The organism is Streptomyces xylophagus (assembly GCF_000716435.1).
Lineage (GTDB): Bacteria > Actinomycetota > Actinomycetes > Streptomycetales > Streptomycetaceae > Streptomyces > Streptomyces xylophagus.
The window spans coordinates 141,249-160,599 of the sequence record NZ_JNWO01000020.1; the positions used below are offsets into that span (position 1 = coordinate 141,249).

The following is a 19,351-nucleotide window of genomic DNA, read 5'->3' on the forward strand; positions in this document are numbered from 1 at the left end:
TTGTCGAGCAGCAACCCGCTGCGTGACCCCGCCGACCGACGGCTCCCGCGTATCGCGGGGCCGTCGGGCCTGGTCATCTTCGGCGTCACAGGCGATTTGTCACGCAAAAAGCTGATGCCCGCCGTGTACGACCTCGCGAACCGGGGTCTGCTGCCGCCGGGTTTCTCGCTCGTCGGCTTCGCCCGGCGCGAGTGGCAGCACGAGGACTTCGCACAGGAGGTCCACGACGCCGTCAAGGAGCACTCCCGTACGCCGTTCCGTGAGGAGGTCTGGCAGCAGCTCGTCCAGGGGATGCGCTTCGTCCAGGGCACCTTCGACGACGACGACGCGTTCGAGCGGCTGCGCGACACGATCGACGAACTGGACAAGGCACAGGGCACGGGCGGCAACTTCGCCTTCTATCTGTCGGTGCCGCCGCGCTCGTTCCCGGTCGTCATCCAGCAGCTGAAGAAGCACGGTCTCGCCGACCAGGACAAGGGTTCCTGGCGCCGCGCGGTCATCGAGAAGCCCTTCGGCCACGACCTCAAGTCGGCCGAGGACCTCAACAGGGTCGTGCACGAGGTCTTCGCCGCGGACCAGGTCTTCCGCATCGACCACTACCTCGGCAAGGAGACCGTCCAGAACATCCTGGCGCTCCGCTTCGCCAACACGATGTTCGAGCCGATCTGGAACCGGTCCTTCGTGGACCATGTGCAGATCACCATGGCCGAGGACATCGGCATCGGCGGCCGGGCCGGCTACTACGACGGCATCGGCGCCGCCCGTGACGTCATCCAGAACCACCTGCTCCAGCTGATGGCGCTGACCGCGATGGAGGAGCCCTCCTCCTTCTCCGCCGACGCGCTGGCCGCCGAGAAGGAGAAGGTGCTCGGCGCGGTGCGGCTGCCGAAGGACCTGGGCAAGAACACGGTCCGCGGGCAGTACGCCGAGGGCTGGCAGGGCGGCGAGAAGGCCGTCGGCTACCTCCAGGAAGACGGCATCGACCCCAAGTCGAAGACCGACACCTACGCGGCCATCAAGGTCGAGGTGGACAACCGCCGTTGGGCGGGCGTCCCCTTCTACCTGCGCACCGGCAAGCGCCTCGGCCGCCGGGTCACCGAGATCGCGGTGGTCTTCCAGCGCGCCCCGCACTCCCCCTTCGACCACACGGCGACGGAGGAGCTGGGCCAGAACGCGATCGTCTTCCGCGTCCAGCCCGACGAGGGCGTCACGGTCCGCTTCGGCTCCAAGGTGCCCGGCACCTCGATGGAGATCCGGGACGTGTCCATGGACTTCGCCTACGGCGAGTCGTTCACGGAGTCCAGCCCGGAGGCGTACGAGCGCCTCATCCTCGACGTCCTCCTCGGCGACTCGAACCTCTTCCCGCGCACCGAGGAGGTCGAGCTGTCCTGGAAGATCCTCGACCCGATCGAGCGCTACTGGGACAAGCACGGCAAGCCCGCGCAGTACCAGTCGGGTACGTGGGGTCCGGTCGAGGCGGACGAAATGCTCGCACGAGAGGGACGGAGCTGGCGCCGGCCATGAAGATAGACCTCACCGACACCACTGCCAGCAAGATCAACAAGGGGCTGGTGCAAGCCCGCCGCGCCATCGGGACCCCGGCCGTCGGCATGGTGCTCACCCTCGTCGTCGTCACGGACGAGGAGAACGCCTACGACGCCCTGAAGGCCGCCAGCGACGCGTCGCGCGAGCACCCCTCCCGCAAGCTCGTCGTCATCAAGCGCGTCTCGCGCTCGCCCCGGGACCGCACCCAGTCCCGCCTCGACGCCGAGGTACGGGTGGGCACGGACGCGGGCAGCGGCGAGACGGTCGTCCTGCGGCTGTACGGCGAGGTCTCCGACCACGCCCAGTCCGTGGTGCTGCCGCTGCTGCTGCCGGACGCGCCGGTGGTGGTCTGGTGGTCGGTGGACGCGCCGCGCGACCCGTCGAGCGACCCGCTGGGCGCCCTGAGCCAGCGCCGGGTCACCGACAGCTACGCGGCGGAGAAGCCCGTCGACGAGCTGCGGTCCCGCGCCGAGAGCTACGAGCCGGGTGACACCGACCTGGCCTGGGCCCGGATCACCCCGTGGCGTTCGATGCTGGCCGCCGCGCTCGACCAGGTCGACTCGGAGATCGTCTCCGTCGAGGTGGCGGGCGAGGAGTCCAACCCGAGCGTCGAACTGCTCGCGATGTGGCTCGCCGACCGCCTCCATGTGCATGTCCGGCGGGCGATCTCCGCGGGTCCCGGTCTGACCCAGGTGCGCCTGGAGACGTCCGGCGGCCCCATCACGCTGCACCGGTCGGACGGGGCTATGGCCACGCTGGCGCTGCCCGGCCAGCCGGACCGCGCGGTGGCGCTCAAACGCCGCGAGACGTCCGAGCTGCTCGCGGAGGAGCTGCGCAGGCTCGACCCGGACGACACGTACGCGTCCGCGCTGCGGTTCGGCGTGGACCGGCTGGGCGGCATCCAGTCGGCGGCGGAGCGGGCCGAGGCGGCGGCTCAGCCGGTGCCGGCGCTGCCGGTGCGCGCGGTACCGGAGGCGGCGCCCGCGTCGGCTCCGGCGTCGACCTCGGCCTCCGCTTCGGCTGGGGCTTCGGCTTCGGCTTCGGCTTCGGCTTCGGCGGACCAGGGCGACAGCGACCGGCCGACTCCCGCGAAGATGCCCCCGGTCAAGAAGCAAGAAGGCTGATCCGCAGTGAGCACTCCCCAACTCGTCGTCCACCGCGACAAAGAGCTGATGGCCCAGGCCGCGGCGGCCCGGCTGATCACGAAGATCGTGGACGCGCAGGCCTCGCGCGGCTACGCCTCGATCGTGCTCACCGGCGGTCGCAACGGCAACGGTCTGCTGGCAGCTCTGGCGGGTCAGCCCGCCCGGGACGCCATCGACTGGGGCCGGCTCGACCTGTGGTGGGGTGACGAGCGGTTCCTGCCCGAGGGCGACCCGGAGCGCAATGTCACCCAGGCCCGTGAGGCGCTGCTCGACGCGGTGCCGCTGGACCCGAAGCGCGTGCACGCCATGCCCGCGTCGGACGGTCCCTACGGCGCCGACGTGGACGCGGCGGCGGCAGGCTACGCCGAGGAACTCGCCCGGTCCGCCGGTCCCGAGAACCATGGCTCCGTCCCGACCTTCGACGTCCTGATGCTGGGCGTCGGCCCGGACACCCATGTGGCGTCGCTCTTCCCGGAGTTGCCCGCCGTACGGGAGACCGAGCGCACGGTCGTCGGCGTGCACGGCGCGCCCAAGCCGCCGCCAACCCGGGTCACGCTGACCCTGCCGGCGATCCGCTCGGCCCGTGAGGTGTGGTTGCTCGCGGCCGGCGAGGACAAGGCGGAGGCCGCGGCCATCGCCCTGTCGGGCGCGGGCGAGATCCAGGCACCGGCGGCCGGTGCACAGGGCCGCTCGCGCACCCTGTGGCTGCTGGACGCGGCGGCGGCTTCACAGCTGCCGCGTGCGCTGTATCCGCCGGCTTCTCCGTAACACCTGCGTGTTGCTGAAGAGCCCGTACGACTTCGGTCGTACGGGCTCTTCCGTGTCTCAACGCCCGCGCAGCTCCCGGTACTTGGCGACCAGGGCCGTCGTCGACGCGTCCAGGCCGGGCACGTCGGCGCCCTCGGTCAGGGCGGGTTCGACGCGCTTGGCGAGGACCTTGCCCAGCTCGACGCCCCACTGGTCGAAGGAGTCGATGTTCCAGGTGCGGCACCAGCTCCTCCGCCACACCCTCCGCGCGCACCTCGTCGGGCGTCTTGCCGAAGGCCAACGCCTGTGTCTGCGCGAAGAAGTTGGCCATCAGCAGGTCGTGCTGCGCCTTGAGCCCGTCGCTCAGCTCTGCCACCGGCTCGGCGAAGCCGATGAAGTCCGCCGGGATCAACTTCGTGCCCTGGTGGATGAGTTGGTAGTACGCGTGCTGCCCGTTCGTGCCCGGGGTGCCCCAGACCACCGGTCCGGTCTGCCAGTCGACCTCCTGGCCGTCCCGGCCCACGTACTTGCCGTTGGACTCCATGTCCAACTGCTGCAGATACGCGGTGAACTTGGAGAGGTAGTGGCTGTAGGGCAGCACCGCGTGCGACTGGGCGTCGTGGAAGTTGCCGTACCAGACGCCCAACAGGCCGAGCAGCAAAGGCACGTTGGACTCGGCGGGCGCGGTGCGGAAGTGCTCGTCGACGGTGTGGAAGCCGTCGAGCATCTCGCGGAAGCGGTCCGGGCCGATGGCGATCATCAGGGAGAGACCGATCGCCGAGTCGTAGGAGTAACGGCCGCCGACCCAGTCCCAGAACTCGAACATGTTGTCCGTGCACGGGTGGCCTCGTGCAGGTCGGTGCCGTCCACGTTCGACACGAACCGGACCGTCAGGCCGCGGTCGGTGAAACTGCGCAGCACCTCGTACGCCATCGCCGGGCCCAGGTCGGAGCCGCCGATGCCGATGTTGACGATGTTCTTGATGCGCTTGCCGGTGTGGCCGGTCCACTCGCCGGAGCGGACGCGCTCGGCGAAGCCGGCCATCTTGTCGAGCACGGCGTGCACCTGCGGCACTACGTTCTCGCCGTCGACCTCGATCACCGCGTCGCGCGGGGCACGCAGCGCGGTGTGCAGGACCGCGCGGTCCTCGGTGACGTTGATCTTCTCGCCGCGGAACATGGCGTCCCGCAGCCCGAACACGTCCGTGGCGGCGGCCAGCGCGTGCAGCAGCCGTAGTGTCTCGTCGGTGACGAGGTGCTTCGAGTAGTCGAGGTGCAGGTCACCGACCCGGAGTGTGTAGCCGGTGCCCCGTCCGGGGTCGGCGGCGAACAGCTCCCTCAGCTGCACCTCGCCGAGTTCCTCACGGTGCTTGGCCAACGCGGTCCACTCGGGCGTCTGGTTGAGCCTGGTACGGCCGTCTGCGTTCATTGCGACTTCAGCCTTCTTTCCTACCGACCTGGGGGCCGGTTCCAACCTAATTGATCAGCCCGTGGCGCGAGCGGTCGTCCCGTTGTCCTCCGGTGCAACAACAGGTACGTCCGGCTTGACCGTGGGTATCAACGAGGCGACGGCCAGGCCGAAGAGGGCTGCCGCGAGCAGGGCGGGGCCGTTCAGTCCGTAGGTCCCTGCCACGGTTCCGCCGAGCAGGGCGCCGATCGGGGCCCCCGACGTCGAGGACGTGCGGAACGCGGAGGCGATGCGGCCGACCATGGCCGCGGGGCTGCGCTGCTGCATCAGGGTGACCTGGTTGACGTTCCACACCATGTTCATGGCGCCGAGCAGCAGCATGCCCGTGACCAGGGCGGCCAGGTGGCGGACGGTCCCGATGAGCAGCAGCGACGACGTCTGGACGCTCCCCGCGACCAGCAGCGCCCGGACCCGGCCGGTACGGCGCGCGATCCGCTGAGCGACGAAGCCCCCGGAGAAGCTGCCGATCGAGTACGCCGTCATCGCGGCGGCGTATCCGGCGTTGCCCGCGTCCAGCCAGCGCGTCACGTGCAGGACGAGTGTGGCGATCAGGGCACCCATGCCGATGTTGCACAGCAGGGTGGCCACGCAGGTCGCGCGCAGCGCCCGGTCGCTCCACAGGGCGCGCAGGCCTTCCCCCATCTCCGTCCGGAGGGTGCTGCCGGCCGGGCGCGGCTCCCGCTCGGGTGGGCGGATACGCAAGGAGGCGACGAGGGCGGCGGCCAGGAGATAGGTGCTCGCGTCGGCCGCGAACGGCATGAAGGCGCCGGCTGTCAGCAACAGCGGCACGAGCGGGCCGGCCAGCAGACCGCCCGCGAGTTGCTGGCCGGTCATCAGCCGGGCGTTGGCGCTGCCCAACGCCTCGCGGTCCACCAGCGACGGCAGAAGGGCCGTGGAGGCGTTGTCGAAGAGGGTCTGGAGCGTGGTCAGACAGAAGGCGAGGGCGAGCAGCAGCGGGATCGAGGCGTGGCCGAGTCCGACGGCGAGCGCGAAGGAGGCGACGAGCAGCCCTCGTACCGAGTCCACCGCCCACATCGCTCGCCGTTGGTCCACCCGGTCCGCGACGGCCCCGCCCAGCAGTCCGAAGAGCAGCCAGGGAAGGTATCCGCAGGCAGTGACGGAGGCGATGACGAGCGGATCGTCCGTGAGCCGCACGGCAATCAGGGGCAGCGCGGCCGTACGCAGCGCATCCCCGAACCGCGAGATCACGGCGGCACTCCACAGCCGCCCGAACCCCCCGCGCCACGCGGGCACATGACCGCCCGTCACCTCGACCGTCGTCACGACTCCCCCTCACGATTCGTCGATTCACAAACCGTAGAGGGCGCCACTGACAATCGGTCCGGAGCCGGTCGGCCGCCGGGGTGGGAAACAGCTCCGGCCAGACACCTTGTGGGCGTCCGGCCGGTTCAACTCCTAGATTTCTCCCCGCAGTTTGGCGAGCGCCTCGGCGAGGATCGCCTCGCCGTCCGCGTCGCTGCGCCGCTCCCGTACATACGCGAGGTGCGTCTTGTAGGGCTCGGTGCGCGGCGGGTCCGGCGGGTTGTCCCGGTCCTGTCCGGCGGGAAAGCCGCAGCGCGGGCAGTCCCAGGTGTCGGGGACCTGCGCGTCGCTGGCGAAGCTGGGCTGCGTCTCGTGCCCGTTGGAGCACCAGAAGGAGATGCGCAGCCGGGGCGCGGACTCGCCACGCTCGGCCTCGCCCATCGGCCCCGCCCCGACCCGGCTTCCACGGATCGCGTTGCCACTTGCCACGGTCGTAACTCCCTGCGTGATGGTGCCGCGAAGCGAGTCGGCGTTTTCGCTCCGTTGCGAGCGCCTCAGTCTACGTAAGGCCCAACGCGCGTCCAGTGGTTGGAGTTACAGCCCCTACACCTAGACGCAAGCCCCATGATAGGCCGCGCTCAGCTGCGCGTACCGAACATGGGGCCTTACGTACAGAATGTGCGTATGGAACGTGCGGTCAGTTCGTCTTCATCAGCAGGCCGAGCACGACGATGCAGGTGAACCACAGCAGACCGAGCGCCACGGTGATGCGGTCGAGGTTGCGCTCGGCCACCGAAGAACCACCGACGGACGACGACATTCCGCCACCGAACATGTCGGAGAGACCGCCGCCCTTGCCCTTGTGCATCAGCACCAGCAGCATCAGCAGCAGGCTGAAGACGATCAGGGCGATCGAGAACCCCAAAACCACGGCTGGACCAACTTCCTCGGATTCGGATGACGACAGGGGCACAGCGGCTGGCGCTATGCCCCCGCAAGGGTACGACGGATCGCCGCTACCGCATACTCACGGTTCGACTCGCCGGTCGACTCACTGGTCGCGGAAGCGCGCGATCTTGACGAACTCGTCTGCGTCCAGCGAGGCACCGCCGACCAGGGCGCCGTCGACGTCGGGCTGCGCCATGATCTCGGCGACGTTGCCGGACTTCACGGAGCCGCCGTACTGGATGCGGACCTGGTCGGCCAGCTCCTGCGTGTACAGCTCGGCGAGCTTGCCGCGGATGGCCTGGCAGACCTCCTGGGCGTCGCCGGCGCCGCAGACCTTGCCGGTGCCGATGGCCCACACGGGCTCGTAGGCGATGACGATCGACTCGGCCTGCTCGGCCGGGACGTCCTTGAGGCCGCCCTCGACCTGGGAGAGCGTGTGGGCGACGTGGTTGCCCGCCTCGCGGATGTCGAGTTCCTCACCGACGCACAGGATCGGCGTCAGGCCGTGCTTGTACGCGGCCTTGACCTTGGCGTTGACGATCTCGTCGGTCTCCGCGTGGTACTGGCGGCGCTCGGAGTGGCCGATCGCCACGTACGTGCACTTCAGCTTGGCCAGCATCGCACCGGAGATCTCGCCGGTGTAGGCGCCGGAGTCGTGCGCCGAGATGTCCTGGGCGCCGTACTTGATCTTGAGCTTGTCGCCGTCGACCAGGGTCTGCACGGAGCGCAGGTCGGTGAAGGGCGGCAGGACGGCGACCTCGACGGCCTCGTAGTCCTTGTCCGCGAGGGCGAAGGCGAGCTTCTGGACGTGGGCGATGGCCTCGAGGTGGTTGAGGTTCATCTTCCAGTTGCCCGCCATGATCGGCGTGCGTCCAGAAGAAATAGATGGAGCCATTACGGTCAGTCCTCCAGTGCGGCGAGGCCGGGGAGCGTCTTGCCCTCGAGGTATTCGAGGGAGGCGCCGCCGCCGGTCGAGATGTGGCCGAATGCGGTCTCGTCGAAGCCCAGGATGCGGACGGCCGCGGCGGAGTCGCCACCGCCGACGACCGTGAAGGCCGGGGAGTCGAGAAGGGCCTGGGCGACCGCCTTGGTGCCCTCGGCGTAGTCGGGGTGCTCGAAGACGCCCATCGGACCGTTCCAGAAGATGGTGGCCGCGTCGGCGAGCTTCGAGGCGTACAGGGCACCGGTCTCGGGACCGATGTCGAGGCCCATCTGGTCGGCGGGGATGGCGTCCGCGGCGACGGTGGTGGGGTTGGACGGGGCCTTCGTCTTCAGGTCCGGGAACCCGGCCGAGGTCACGACGTCGACCGGGACGACCAGCTCGACGCCGTTCTTCTCGGCGCGCTCGACGTACTCGGTGACGGCGGGCAGCTGGTCGTCCTGGACCAGGGAGGCGCCGATCTCGTAGCCCTTGGCCTTGAGGAAGGTGAAGGCCATGCCGCCGCCGATGAGGATGCGGTCGGCCTTGCCGAGCAGTTGGTCGATGACGGCGAGCTTGTCGGAGACCTTGGAGCCGCCGAGGGCGACGACGTAGGGCCGCTTGACGTCCTCGGTGAGCTTCTTCAGGACGCCGACCTCGGTGGCGATGAGGTAGCCGGCGTAGTGCGGCAGACGGGCCGGCAGGTCGTACACGGAGGCGTGCTTGCGGTGCACGGCACCGAAACCGTCGCCTACGTAGATGTCCGCCAGGGCGGCGAGCTGGTCGGCGAACTCACCGCGCTCGACGTCGTCCTTGGAGGTCTCGCCCGGGTTGAAGCGCAGGTTCTCGATGACCGCGACCTGGCCGGGTTCGAGGCCGTTCACCGCGTCGTGGGCGGCGGGGCCGACGGTGTCCTGGGCGAACGCGACGGGCGCGCCGAGGAGTTCGGCGAGGCGCTCGGCGGGCTGCAGCAGGGAGAAGGCCGGGTCGGGGGCGCCCTTGGGGCGGCCGAGGTGCGAGGCGACGACGACCTTGGCGTCCGCCTCGACGAGGGCCTTGATCGTGGGCAGTACGGCGCGGATGCGGCCGTCGTCGGTGATGAGGCCGTCGGCCAGCGGGACGTTGAGGTCGGCGCGGACGAAGACCCGCTTGCCGGCCACGCCTTCGGCGAGAAGTTCGTCGATCGTCTTCATGAAAGGGACTCCTAGGGGGCTCTTCGGATCCGAGAGGGCTGATCGATCACTACGTAGCACAGGGCTCGGACAGCGCGGCGTGCGCTGCCCGAGCCCTGACTCACATCGAGTTGCCTGCTCTGGGAGTTAGAGCTGGCCGCCGACGAAGACCGTGAGGTCGACGAGGCGGTTGGAGTAGCCCCACTCGTTGTCGTACCAGCCGAGGATCTTCACCGTGTTTCCCTCCTGGACCATGGTCAGGAGGGAGTCGAAGGTGCAGGAGGCCTGATCGCCGACGATGTCCGAGGAGACGATCGGGTCCTCGGTGTAGGACAGGTAACCCTTGAGGTCGCCGTCCTCGGAGGCCTTCTTGAACGCGGCGTTGACCTCGTCCTTGGTGACCTCGCGCTGCAGCGTGACGACCAGGTCGGTGGCCGAACCGGTCGGGACCGGGACGCGCATCGCGATGCCGTCCAGCTTGCCCTTGAGCTGCGGGAGGACCAGGGCGGTGGCCTTGGCGGCACCGGTCGTGGTCGGGATGATGTTCTCGGCGGCGGCACGCGCGCGGCGCAGGTCCGAGTGCGGGAAGTCCAGGATGCGCTGGTCGTTGGTGTACGCGTGGACCGTCGTCATCAGGCCCTTGACGATGCCGAAGTTCTCGTCGAGAACCTTGGCCATCGGCGCCACACAGTTGGTGGTGCAGGAGGCGTTCGAGATGACGTGGTGCTGCGCCGCGTCGTACTTGTCCTGGTTGACGCCCATCACGATGGTGATGTCCTCGTCCTTGGCCGGAGCCGAGATGAGGACCTTCTTGGCGCCGCCGGCGATGTGCTTCTCGGCGTCGGCCTTCTTCGTGAAGATGCCGGTCGACTCGATGACGATGTCGACACCGAGGTCGCCCCACGGGATGTCGGCGGGGTTGCGCTCGGACAGGACCTTGATCGTGTGCCCGTCGACGGTGATCGTGTCGGCGGTGTGCGACACCTCGGCCTGCAGGCGGCCCAGAATCGTGTCGTACTTGAGCAGGTGAGCGGTGGTCGCGGTGTCACCCAGGTCGTTGACAGCCACGATCTCGATGTCAGCACCCTGCTTCAGCAGCGCGCGGAAGTAGTTACGACCGATGCGGCCAAAGCCGTTGATGCCTACGCGGATCGTCACGAACCGATCTCCTCGTTGGTACGCCGGCTCAGTGCCGGCGAGTTGTATGGGATGTCCCCGACCGCCTACGACCCTACCCTCCTGAGCCCTCCGGGGTGACATCGAGATGCCCCATACACGGCAGGGCGGTCCGTACCCGCCAGTAGGGGTACGGACCGCCCTCGATGTTCATGACATCGTCACACCGAGTCAGCTCTTGAGGGCCGCCAGCGCCTTCTTGAGCAGGGCCGCCCGGTCGGCCGGTGCGGTGACCTGTTCCAGGCCGAAGCCGAGCAGCACGGTGCGGTCGGTGGTGATCGCGCCGTACGTCTGGAACAGGGCTCCGGTGCGGGTCCAGTCCTTCAGGACCGCCGGGCTGCCCGGGGGCGGTCCGGTGACGCTCCAGGCGCCGAGGGAGGTCTCGAAGCCCTCGGTCTGGGTCGCCGTGCCGCCGACCACGAGCGAGGCGTTGTCGGCGAGGACGCCATGGCCGCCGGAGCCCGGGTCGGTGATGTAACTGAGCGAGACCTCGACCGACTTGCCGGCGTAGGCGCTCAGGTCGAAGTTGACCTGCTGCCAGCCGTTGGAGGCGCCGGTGAAGCTGTTCCACGAGCCGGTGGAGCCGGTCGCGGTGCAGCCGCTGGTGGCGAAGGTCAGGTAGTGCTTGAGCCACGGGTGCTCGGCGACCAGGAACCCGGCCTCGCACTCCGACGGCAGGGCGGTGCTGGTGGCGCCGCCCGCCTCCGGGAGCGTGGTCCAGTCGTCGGCGCCGGTGGTGTGGATCTCGACGACGGCGTGGTCGTAGCCGGGCTCGGTGTCCCACAGCAACTCGCTGCGCAGTGTGGGCTTGTCCGCCGCGCTCACCCCGGTGAGGTCGATGGTGCGGGTGAGGCGCTTGTAGGCGTCGTCGGTGTGGACGGCGGCGGCCATGTAGGAGCCCGCGTAGGGCCCGTACGGGTTGACGGTCCCGGCGAACTGGCCCGCCCCCGCGCTCGCGAACTGCGGGTAGGTGGCCGGGGACAGCGAGTCGGAGGTGACGCTGTAACTGCCCGCCCGGTCGAGCGGATTGCCGGGCGCGCCGCTGAGCGGCCCGATGAAGCCGGCGAGCTTGCCGGAGCCGGTGAAGCCGGTGGCCCCGGGGAGGGACGTACGCGAGTAGGCGCCCAGGTAGTACTGGCTGAAGTCGTTCGAGGGGGTGCCGTCGGCGAGGGCGACGGAGCCGCCGGCCTGCTCGCCGGCCTCGATCAGCTTGCCGCCCTCGTTGAGGAAGGCGCGCAGCTGGAGCTGGGTGTCGTTGCCCGGACCGCTCGGGCCCGAGTAGTGGACGACCGTCTTGAAGTGGTCGAGCACACCGAGCGCGTCGGGCGCGCCCTGGGTGGTGACGTCCCAGACGACCGCCTTGCGGCCGTTCGCCTTCAGCGCGTCGACGTAGGCCTGCGTCTGGGTGGCGGCAGCGCCCTCCTCGGCGACGACGAGGGTGTCGGCGGCAGGCCTCTTGGCCACCGTGTACGTGAAGTGGGCGCTGGAGGTGCGCTTCCCGGCCTTCGTCTCACCGGTGAACCACACCTCGACCTTGTCGCCCGGGTCGCCGTCCTTGACCTTGGCCCGGTACTCGTCGAAGTACAGGTTGTCGTCCCCGCCGTAGGTCTGGCCGCCCTTCCAGGGCTTGAGCGCCATGTCCTGCGTACGGCCGCCGTTGACGCGGTACTTGAGCTCCTTGTCGCGCACGGACTTCCGTACGACGACGGCGACCTCCTGGTCGGCACCGCGCGAGTACGACGTCGGGAAGGCGGCGGGGGTGAAGTCGGCGGCGCTGAGGCCGACGGACGACTTCGGCTGGTCGGGGTGGACGGCCGTCTCGGCGACGGAGAGCGCGAAGGGGATGTTCTTCGCGAACTCGTCCTGGATCAGCTTCTCGTCGTCGGGGAAGTTGAAGACGGACTGGCAGTCGGCGGCGTTCCAGGCGTCGTTGGGGTCGATGTTCGACGCGGTCTGGCAGGTCGACATCTCCGGGGTGAACATCGACATGCCGTTGACGTTCGACGCGTGGCCGTCCGCCTCGCCGTTGGTCGTGTACAGCTCCGAGGAGACCTGTGAGTGGTAGCCGGGGATCGCCGGGTTGTCGGGCGTACCCGCGAGTGCCTTGTAGAGCACGTCGTCCGGGGTGGGTGTCGCCACCTGCCAGCCGACTCCGTAGAGGAGGAGTTCGGCGGCGGAGTGGTAGTTGATGCCGTAGCTGAAGCCGACGCGCTTCTCGAAGTTGTCGAGTGCCTGCGTCTCGGGCTCGGAGGCGGGAGCCGTGCCGCGGTAGGTCTCGCTCGTCGGGTTCGGGGACGAACCCTCGTCGTCGTAGCCCCACTTGTAGGCGAAGTTGCGGTTGAGGTCGACGCCGTCGCCGGTGGAGATGACGCCGTCGCCGTTGACGTCCCGCAGGTTCTTGCGCCACAGACGGGTGTCGGAGTCCTTGAAGGTGTAGTCGTAGCCGTCCGGGTTGGCGGAGAGCACGAACCACAGTTCCGTGGAGTCGACGATCTTCTTGATGCGCTTGTCGGTCTTGTAGTTGTCCAGGTAGTAGTGCATCAGCCGGCGGGTCATTTCCGGCGTGATCCACTCGCGCGCGTGCTGGTTGGACACGTACAGCACCGAGGGCTTGGAGCCGTCCTTGGTCTTCTTCGCGTTCTTGGTCAGTTTGAGCGCGAGGATGTCCTGGCCGTCGATCGTCTTGCCGATGGATTCGACCTTGGTGAGACCGGGGTTGGCCTGCCCCGTCTTGACGATCTCCTCCTCCAGACCGCCGCTTCCGCTGTACGGCCGGAACACGCCCTGCGCCGCGTCCTCGACGCGAGTCTCGGCCTTGGCCGAGAGGGTGTGCTCGGTGAGGTCGACGCCCTGCTTCTCCAGCTTCTGGGCCTGCTGGTCGGTGAGGTAGACCTCGACGGAGGTCTTGCCGGCCGCCGAGAACTTGTTGTCACCGAGTTCGTGGGCGTCCTGCCCCGCCTTCAGGAGCAGGGGTATCTGCTTCTGGGTGACATCGGCGTGGAAGACCTTGACCTCGTCCGGGTCGGCCTTCGTCGAACTCCCGCCCTGCGCCTGGGCGAGCGGTGCGATGCTCGCCCCTGCGATCAGGAGCGCGCCGACAGCGAGGATCGATCTCGCTCTGTGTCTCATGAACCCCCCTAGCAATTCTTCGCCACAACGGCGAACAGTTGCCAGGCTCATGACACTTCATGATCGAGTCAAGGGCGCATCAAGGACGAACAAACGCCGGTACGGGGGTCTTTGGGAGGGTTCGTGGATCGTGCCGGGGAGGCGAGGGGGACGCGTGTTGCTCCGGGACGGCCATGTGACGTTGCCCGTTGGGCCCGGCCGGGCGGCGTTGGCGCCCGACAGACAGACATCGAGTGGGAAGACGCCCAAGGCAGCCGGACGCCAGTACGGAAGCCTTGGGGCTGACCGGGGACGCGGGGTCGGCACCCGCGCGCTGGAGACTCGCCCGGCCTTGTCCTCGGTCGCCGCTGATCTCCGGCCCGAACCGTCGGGCAGGCCCAGCCGGGCGGCCGCACCGGCGAATTGACGACCCGTCGGCATCGAGGCAGTCGCACCTCCGGCAGAAAATACGCCGACGCCGACGCCCTCGGACGAGCCCCGGACATCCTCCCGAGGACGCCAGGCCGGCTTCCACTCGCCCAGCGGAAAACCCTCACGGTCCGCCTCCTGCCGCCGACCCCCTCACGCCGATCGGCCGCCGTTGGCCTCCTCCGCCGGCCCGATCCACCAGGCACGCCCCCACAGGCGCCCGCACCGGTGCGTTGACGGCCCGTCGGCATCGAAGCCGAGGCACCCCCACGACAGACAAACGCCGGTGCGGATGCCCCAAGTGGGCATCCGCACCGGCGTATTGGCAGATCGTCAGCCGACCATGTTGTCGGCCATCTCCTCGGTGATGCTGGACTCCGTGCCCGGGATGCCGAGATCCTGCGCCCGCTTGTCGGCCATCGCCAGCAGTCGGCGGATACGGCCCGCCACCGCGTCCTTGGTCAGCGGCGGGTCGGCGAGGGCGCCCAGTTCCTCCAGGGAGGCCTGCTTGTGGTCCATGCGGAGGCGGCCGGCCGCGGCGAGGTGCTCGGGGACCTCTTCGGCGAGGATCTCCAGAGCGCGCTGCACACGCGCGCCGGCCGCGACGGCCGCGCGGGCCGAGCGGCGGAGGTTGGCGTCGTCGAAGTTGGCGAGCCGGTTCGCCGTGGCGCGCACCTCGCGGCGCATCCGGCGCTCCTCCCAGGCCAGCACCGACTCGTGCGCGCCGAGCCGGGTGAGCAGGGCGCCGATCGCGTCGCCGTCGCGGACGACCACCCGATCGACCCCGCGCACCTCGCGGGCCTTCGCCGCGATCGACAGCCGGCGGGCGGCACCGACCAGCGCGAGCGCGGCCTCCGGGCCCGGGCAGGTCACCTCCAGGGAGGAGGACCGGCCGGGCTCGGTCAGCGAGCCGTGGGCCAGGAACGCGCCGCGCCAGGCCGCCTCGGCGTCACAGGTCGCCCCCGAGACCACCTGCGGCGGCAGGCCCCGGATCGGGCGTCCGCGGCCGTCCACGAGCCCCGTCTGCCGGGCCAGCTGATCGCCGCCCGCGACCACCCGGACGACGTAACGGGAACCGCGGCGCAGGCCGCCGGGCGCCATCACGATCAGTTCGGAACTGTGGCCGAAGATCTCCAGGATGTCCCGCTTGAGCCGGCGCGCCGCCATCGCGGTGTCCAGCTCCGCCTCGATCACGATGCGCCCGCTCACCAGGTGGAGGCCTCCGGCGAACCGCAGAATGGCGGAGACCTCCGCCTTCCTGCAGCAGGTCCGGGTGACGGGGAGCCGGGAGATCTCATCCTTCACCGCTGCCGTCATCGCCATGGGCCGATCCTTCCATGCATCCGAAAAATACGGTCGTACGCGGCGGCCAACAGCTCCGGGTCGTGCCTTGGAGTTCCGTCGGTCCGAGCCACCGGCGCCAGCTCGACCGCGGCGTCCAGCCGCTTGGCGGCTTCGGTGAGCGACGCGCGATCGGGCACGGCGGCCTCGTCGGCCAGCACCACGTCCAGGGCGAGTTTAGGGGCGTGTCGTCCCAAAACCTCCAAATGACGCTGCGGGGAGAAGCCATCGGTTTCTCCGGGCTGCGGCGCGAGGTTCAGGGAGAGTACCCGGCGCGCCTTCGTCTCGGTGAGCGCGTCGAGCAGTTCCGGCACCAGCAGGTGCGGGATGACGGACGAGAACCAGGAGCCGGGACCGAGCACCACCCAGTCCGCGTCGAGCACGGCGGCGACGGCCTCGGGCACGGCCGGCGGGTCGTGCGGCACGACGTGCACGGACATCACCTCGCCGGGCGTGAGCGCCACGGTCGCCTGTCCCCGGACGGTGTCGACGTCGTCGGGCCGCGCCGGATCGTGCCCCTTGACCAGGGCCTGCAACTCCAGCGGTACGGCGGACATGGGCAGCACGCGCCCGTGCGCGCCGAGCAGCTTGCCGACCAGGTCGAGGGCCTGGACGTGGTCGCCGAGCTGCTCCCACAGGGCGACGATCAGCAGATTGCCGACCGCGTGCTCGTGCAGGTCGCCCTTGGACTGGAAGCGGTGCTGGATGACCCGGGCCCAGGTCTGGCCCCAGTCGTCGTCGCCGCACAGCGCGGCCAGCGCCTTGCGCAGGTCCCCCGGGGGCAGCACGCCCAGTTCGTCGCGCAGGCGTCCGCTGGAGCCGCCGTCGTCGGCCACGGTGACGACGGCGGTGAGGTCGCCGGTGATCCGGCGCAGTGCGGTCAGCGAGGCGGACAGGCCCATGCCGCCGCCGAGGGCGACCACCTTGGGCTGGGTGCCGCGCCGGCGCGGCTTGCCGCCGCGGGCCTCGACGGGCCTGGTCGTACGTCCTTCGGGCACCACTCGGCGCAGCCTGCCCAGCCGTGGGCTACGTCCCGTCATTCCCGTCCCATGTCCCGGTGTACGACCACCGTCTCCACGCCCTCGGCCACGAGCCGCGCGGCGAGCTTCTCCGCCGTGGCGACCGAGCGGTGCTTGCCGCCGGTGCAGCCGATCGCGATCGTCACGTACCGCTTGCCCTCACGCCGGTAGCCGGCCGCGATGAGCCTGAGCAGCTCGGCGTACCGGTCGAGGAACTCCTTGGCGCCGGGCTGGTTGAAGACGTACGCCGAGACCTCTTCGTTGAGGCCGTTGAAGGGGCGCAGCTCCGGGATCCAGTGCGGGTTGGGCAGGAAGCGCATGTCGGCGACCAGGTCGGCGTCGACCGGGAGGCCGTACTTGAAGCCGAAGGACATGACGGTGGCCCGCAGCTCGGGCTCCTCCTCGCCGGCGAACTGGGCGTCCATCTTGGCGCGCAGTTCGTGGACGTTGAGGCTGGAGGTGTCGATGACGAGGTCGGCGTCGCCACGCAGTTCGCGCAGCAACTCGCGTTCGGCGTCGATGCCGTCGACGATGCGGCCGTCGCCCTGGAGGGGGTGCGGGCGGCGCACCGACTCGAAGCGGCGCACCAGGGCGTCGTCGGAGGACTCCAGGAAGACGATCCGCCGGGTGACGTTCTTCGACTCCAGGTCGGCGAGGGACTCGCGGAGGTTGTCGAAGAAGCGCCGTCCGCGGACGTCGACGACGACCGCGATCCGGGCCACGTTGCCCTGGGAGCGGGCGCCGAGCTCCACCATGGTGGGGATCAGGGCGGGCGGGAGGTTGTCGACGACGAACCAGCCGAGGTCCTCCAGGCACTTGGCGGCCGTGGACCGCCCGGCCCCGGACATGCCGGAGATGATCACCAGCTCGGGGATGGCCGCCTCGGGGACCCCGGGGGTCGTGCTGTCCGTACTCACCTGTGCTCCGTCGTCCTGGACCTCTTGCTGCGGAGCTTGATCGTCGCCGGTTTCCTTGTGCGTCCGATCTCGGTCCGCTGTGGGCTGCTTCTCTTGTTCGCTCATGTCTCCTGCCCCCGTCGCTCGTCCGGGGCTCCCGCGGGTACGGGCTCCCCTGGGGCACCCGCCGTCGTCTCGGGTGTCCCGTCTTCCATGTCATCCATGATCTCTCCAGTCGCCGTGTTCACGGCGGGTGCGGCCGGGGCCGCCTGGGCGAGGGCCACCGCGATGGTCTCGGCGGTCTTGCGACCTATGCCCGGAACCTCGCAGATCTGATCGATTGTCGCGGATCGCAGCTTCTTCACCGAACCGAAGTGCTTGATCAGCGCCTGCTTGCGGGTCTCGCCGAGTCCGGGCACGTCGTCCAGGGGGCTCGCCCGGAACCGCTTGGCGCGCTTGGCCCGCTGGTAGGTGATCGCGAAGCGGTGGGCCTCGTCGCGGACGCGCTGGAGGAGGTAGAGGCCCTCGCTGCTGCGGGGCAGGACCACCGGGTCGTCCTCGTCGGGCAGCCAGACCTCTTCCAGGCGCTTGGCGAGACCGCACACGGCGATGTCGTCGATGCCCAGCTCGTCCAGGGCCCTCTTGGCGGCGGCGACCTGCGGCTGCCCGCCGTCGACGACGACGAGCTGCGGCGGGTAGGCGAACCGCTTGGGGCGGCCCTCGTCGTCCTTCAGGTCCCTCAGCTCGTCACCGTCCGCCCACTCCCCCGTCTTCTCCTTCTCGGCGAGATAGCGCCGGAAGCGGCGGGTGATCACCTCGTGCATCGAGCGGACGTCGTCCTGGCCCTCGAAGCCCTTGATCTGGAAGCGGCGGTACTCGCTCTTGCGCGACAGCCCGTCCTCGAAGACGACCATGGAGGCCACGACGTCGTCGCCCTGGAGGTGCGAGATGTCGTAGCACTCGATCCTCAGGGGGGCGCTGTCCAGGTCGAGGGCCTCGGAGATCTCCTCCAGGGCGCGTGAGCGGGTGGTGAGGTCGGAGGCGCGCTTGGTCTTGTGGAGGATCAGCGACTGCTGGGCGTTGCGCGCGACGGTCTCCATGAGGGACTTCTTGTCGCCGCGCTGCGGGATGCGCAGCGACACGTTCGCACCGCGCCGGTCGGTCAGCCACTGCTGGACCGGCTCCACCGGGTCGGGCAGGGCCGGGACGAGGACCTCCTTGGGGACGGAGTCCCCGGTCTCCTCGCCGTAGAGCTGCTGGAGGGCGTGCTCGACGAGGGCCGCGGTGGTGACGTCCTCGACCTTGTCGGTGACCCAGCCGCGCTGGCCGCGGACGCGTCCGCCGCGGACGTGGAAGATCTGGACGGCCGCCTCCAACTCGTCCTCGGCGAGCGCGATCAGGTCGGCGTCGGTCGCGTCGGCGAGCACGACCGCGCTCTTCTCCATGGCCTTGCGCAGGGCCTCGATGTCGTCGCGCAGGCGGGCCGCCCGCTCGTACTCCATCTCCTCGGCCGCGTCCGTCATCCGCGTCTCCAGGCGGCGGATGTACGTGCCCGTGCGGCCGGCCATGAAGTCGCAGAACTCCTCGGCCAGTTCGCGGTGTTCCTCCTCGGAGACACGGCCGACGCAGGGCGCGGAGCACTTGCCGATGTAGCCGAGCAGACAGGGGCGGCCGGTGCGGGTGGCGTTCTTGAAGACGCCGGCCGAGCAGGTGCGGACGGGGAACACGCGCAGCAGGAGGTCCACGGTGTCGCGGATCGCCCACGCGTGTCCGTACGGTCCGAAGTAGCGGACACCCTTCTTCTTGTGACCGCGCATCACCTGTACGCGCGGGAACTCCTCGTTCATCGTCACCGCGAGGTACGGGTAGCTCTTGTCGTCGCGGTACTTGACGTTGAACCGGGGGTCGTACTCCTTGATCCAGGAGTACTCCAGCTGGAGGGCCTCGACCTCTGTGGACACCACCGTCCACTCCACCGACGCGGCCGTGGTGACCATCGTGCGCGTGCGCGGGTGGAGTCCGGCCAGGTCCTGGAAGTAGTTCGCCAGGCGCTGGCGCAGGCTCTTCGCCTTTCCGACGTAGATCACCCGGCGGTGCTCGTCGCGGAACTTGTAGACCCCGGGCGAGTCCGGGATCTCTCCCGGCCTGGGGCGGTAGCTGGAGGGGTCGGCCATGT

The 19,351-nt window shown here is 69.6% G+C and carries 14 protein-coding genes and 1 pseudogene; 3 read left to right on the forward strand and 12 right to left on the reverse strand.

Going from position 1 to position 19,351, the window contains the following annotated elements; translation table 11 throughout:
* The 3 genes from zwf to pgl are packed head-to-tail and all read left to right on the forward strand — an operon-like array spanning position 1 to position 3,458.
* Positions 1-1,524, forward strand: a complete 1,524-nt coding sequence (gene zwf / locus OO70_RS36135; protein WP_043681003.1) for a glucose-6-phosphate dehydrogenase — start codon at positions 1-3, stop codon at positions 1,522-1,524.
* Positions 1,521-2,669, forward strand: a complete 1,149-nt coding sequence (opcA, locus tag OO70_RS36140) for a glucose-6-phosphate dehydrogenase assembly protein OpcA (protein WP_043681005.1) — start codon at positions 1,521-1,523, stop codon at positions 2,667-2,669. The genes zwf and opcA overlap by 4 nt, the downstream gene beginning before the upstream one ends.
* A gap of 6 nt (positions 2,670-2,675) precedes the next feature.
* Positions 2,676-3,458, forward strand: coding sequence for a 6-phosphogluconolactonase (gene pgl / locus OO70_RS36145; RefSeq protein ID WP_043681008.1), 783 nt, complete (start codon positions 2,676-2,678; stop codon positions 3,456-3,458).
* Positions 3,459-3,515: 57 nt separating this feature from the next.
* Here pgl and OO70_RS36150 read toward each other — a convergent pair.
* The 12 genes and pseudogenes from OO70_RS36150 to uvrC all read right to left on the reverse strand — a co-directional run bounded on the left by OO70_RS36150 (position 3,516) and on the right by uvrC (position 19,349).
* Positions 3,516-4,865: pseudogene (locus OO70_RS36150) on the reverse strand (glucose-6-phosphate isomerase).
* A gap of 54 nt (positions 4,866-4,919) precedes the next feature.
* Positions 4,920-6,188 carry an MFS transporter gene (locus OO70_RS36155; RefSeq protein WP_267881248.1) on the reverse strand — a complete coding sequence of 423 codons (1,269 nt, stop codon included), beginning with the start codon at positions 6,186-6,188 and terminating at the stop codon, positions 4,920-4,922.
* Between the two features lie 132 nt (positions 6,189-6,320).
* Entirely contained in the window at positions 6,321-6,656 is a 336-nt protein-coding gene (locus tag OO70_RS36160) for an RNA polymerase-binding protein RbpA (protein WP_003957010.1), read from the reverse strand.
* A 208-nt stretch (positions 6,657-6,864) separates the two neighbouring features.
* Entirely contained in the window at positions 6,865-7,098 is a 234-nt protein-coding gene (gene secG, locus OO70_RS36165) for a preprotein translocase subunit SecG (protein ID WP_078651695.1), read from the reverse strand.
* 120 nt (positions 7,099-7,218) lie between these two features.
* Complete coding sequence (gene tpiA, locus OO70_RS36170) at positions 7,219-7,974, reverse strand: triose-phosphate isomerase (protein ID WP_043681016.1); 756 nt, start codon at positions 7,972-7,974, stop codon at positions 7,219-7,221.
* A gap of 41 nt (positions 7,975-8,015) precedes the next feature.
* The gene (locus OO70_RS36175; protein WP_043681019.1) at positions 8,016-9,227 is read right to left on the reverse strand and encodes a phosphoglycerate kinase; all 1,212 of its coding nucleotides are present in this window, start codon (positions 9,225-9,227) and stop codon (positions 8,016-8,018) included.
* Between the two features lie 126 nt (positions 9,228-9,353).
* Positions 9,354-10,364, reverse strand: a complete 1,011-nt coding sequence (gap, locus tag OO70_RS36180; RefSeq protein ID WP_043681021.1) for a type I glyceraldehyde-3-phosphate dehydrogenase — start codon at positions 10,362-10,364, stop codon at positions 9,354-9,356.
* A gap of 189 nt (positions 10,365-10,553) precedes the next feature.
* A complete protein-coding gene (locus tag OO70_RS36185; RefSeq protein ID WP_043681024.1) occupies positions 10,554-13,511 on the reverse strand; it encodes a M14 family metallopeptidase in 2,958 nt (985 codons plus the stop codon).
* A 741-nt stretch (positions 13,512-14,252) separates the two neighbouring features.
* A complete protein-coding gene (gene whiA, locus OO70_RS36190) occupies positions 14,253-15,242 on the reverse strand; it encodes a DNA-binding protein WhiA (protein ID WP_043681026.1) in 990 nt (329 codons plus the stop codon).
* Positions 15,233-16,300 carry a gluconeogenesis factor YvcK family protein gene (locus OO70_RS36195; protein WP_026150944.1) on the reverse strand — a complete coding sequence of 356 codons (1,068 nt, stop codon included), beginning with the start codon at positions 16,298-16,300 and terminating at the stop codon, positions 15,233-15,235. The genes whiA and OO70_RS36195 overlap by 10 nt, the downstream gene beginning before the upstream one ends.
* A complete protein-coding gene (rapZ, locus tag OO70_RS36200; protein ID WP_043681031.1) occupies positions 16,297-17,301 on the reverse strand; it encodes an RNase adapter RapZ in 1,005 nt (334 codons plus the stop codon). Before rapZ ends, OO70_RS36195 begins: the two co-directional genes overlap by 4 nt.
* The gene (gene uvrC / locus OO70_RS36205; RefSeq protein WP_043681034.1) at positions 17,298-19,349 is read right to left on the reverse strand and encodes an excinuclease ABC subunit UvrC; all 2,052 of its coding nucleotides are present in this window, start codon (positions 19,347-19,349) and stop codon (positions 17,298-17,300) included. Before uvrC ends, rapZ begins: the two co-directional genes overlap by 4 nt.
* Positions 19,350-19,351 lie beyond the last annotated feature (2 nt).

Excerpts from the sequence above, each read along its gene's own strand:
- opcA (WP_043681005.1), top strand. The coding sequence starts at position 1,521 with ATGAAGATAGACCTCACCGACACCACTGCCAGCAAGATCAACAAGGGG.
- tpiA (WP_043681016.1), bottom strand. The coding sequence starts at position 7,974 with ATGGCGGGCAACTGGAAGATGAACCTCAACCACCTCGAGGCCATCGCC.
- OO70_RS36175 (WP_043681019.1), bottom strand. The coding sequence starts at position 9,227 with ATGAAGACGATCGACGAACTTCTCGCCGAAGGCGTGGCCGGCAAGCGG.
- OO70_RS36185 (WP_043681024.1), bottom strand. The coding sequence starts at position 13,511 with ATGAGACACAGAGCGAGATCGATCCTCGCTGTCGGCGCGCTCCTGATC.
- whiA (WP_043681026.1), bottom strand. The coding sequence starts at position 15,242 with ATGGCGATGACGGCAGCGGTGAAGGATGAGATCTCCCGGCTCCCCGTC.
- OO70_RS36195 (WP_026150944.1), bottom strand. The coding sequence starts at position 16,300 with ATGACGGGACGTAGCCCACGGCTGGGCAGGCTGCGCCGAGTGGTGCCC.
- rapZ (WP_043681031.1), bottom strand. The coding sequence starts at position 17,301 with ATGAGCGAACAAGAGAAGCAGCCCACAGCGGACCGAGATCGGACGCAC.
- uvrC (WP_043681034.1), bottom strand. The coding sequence starts at position 19,349 with ATGGCCGACCCCTCCAGCTACCGCCCCAGGCCGGGAGAGATCCCGGAC.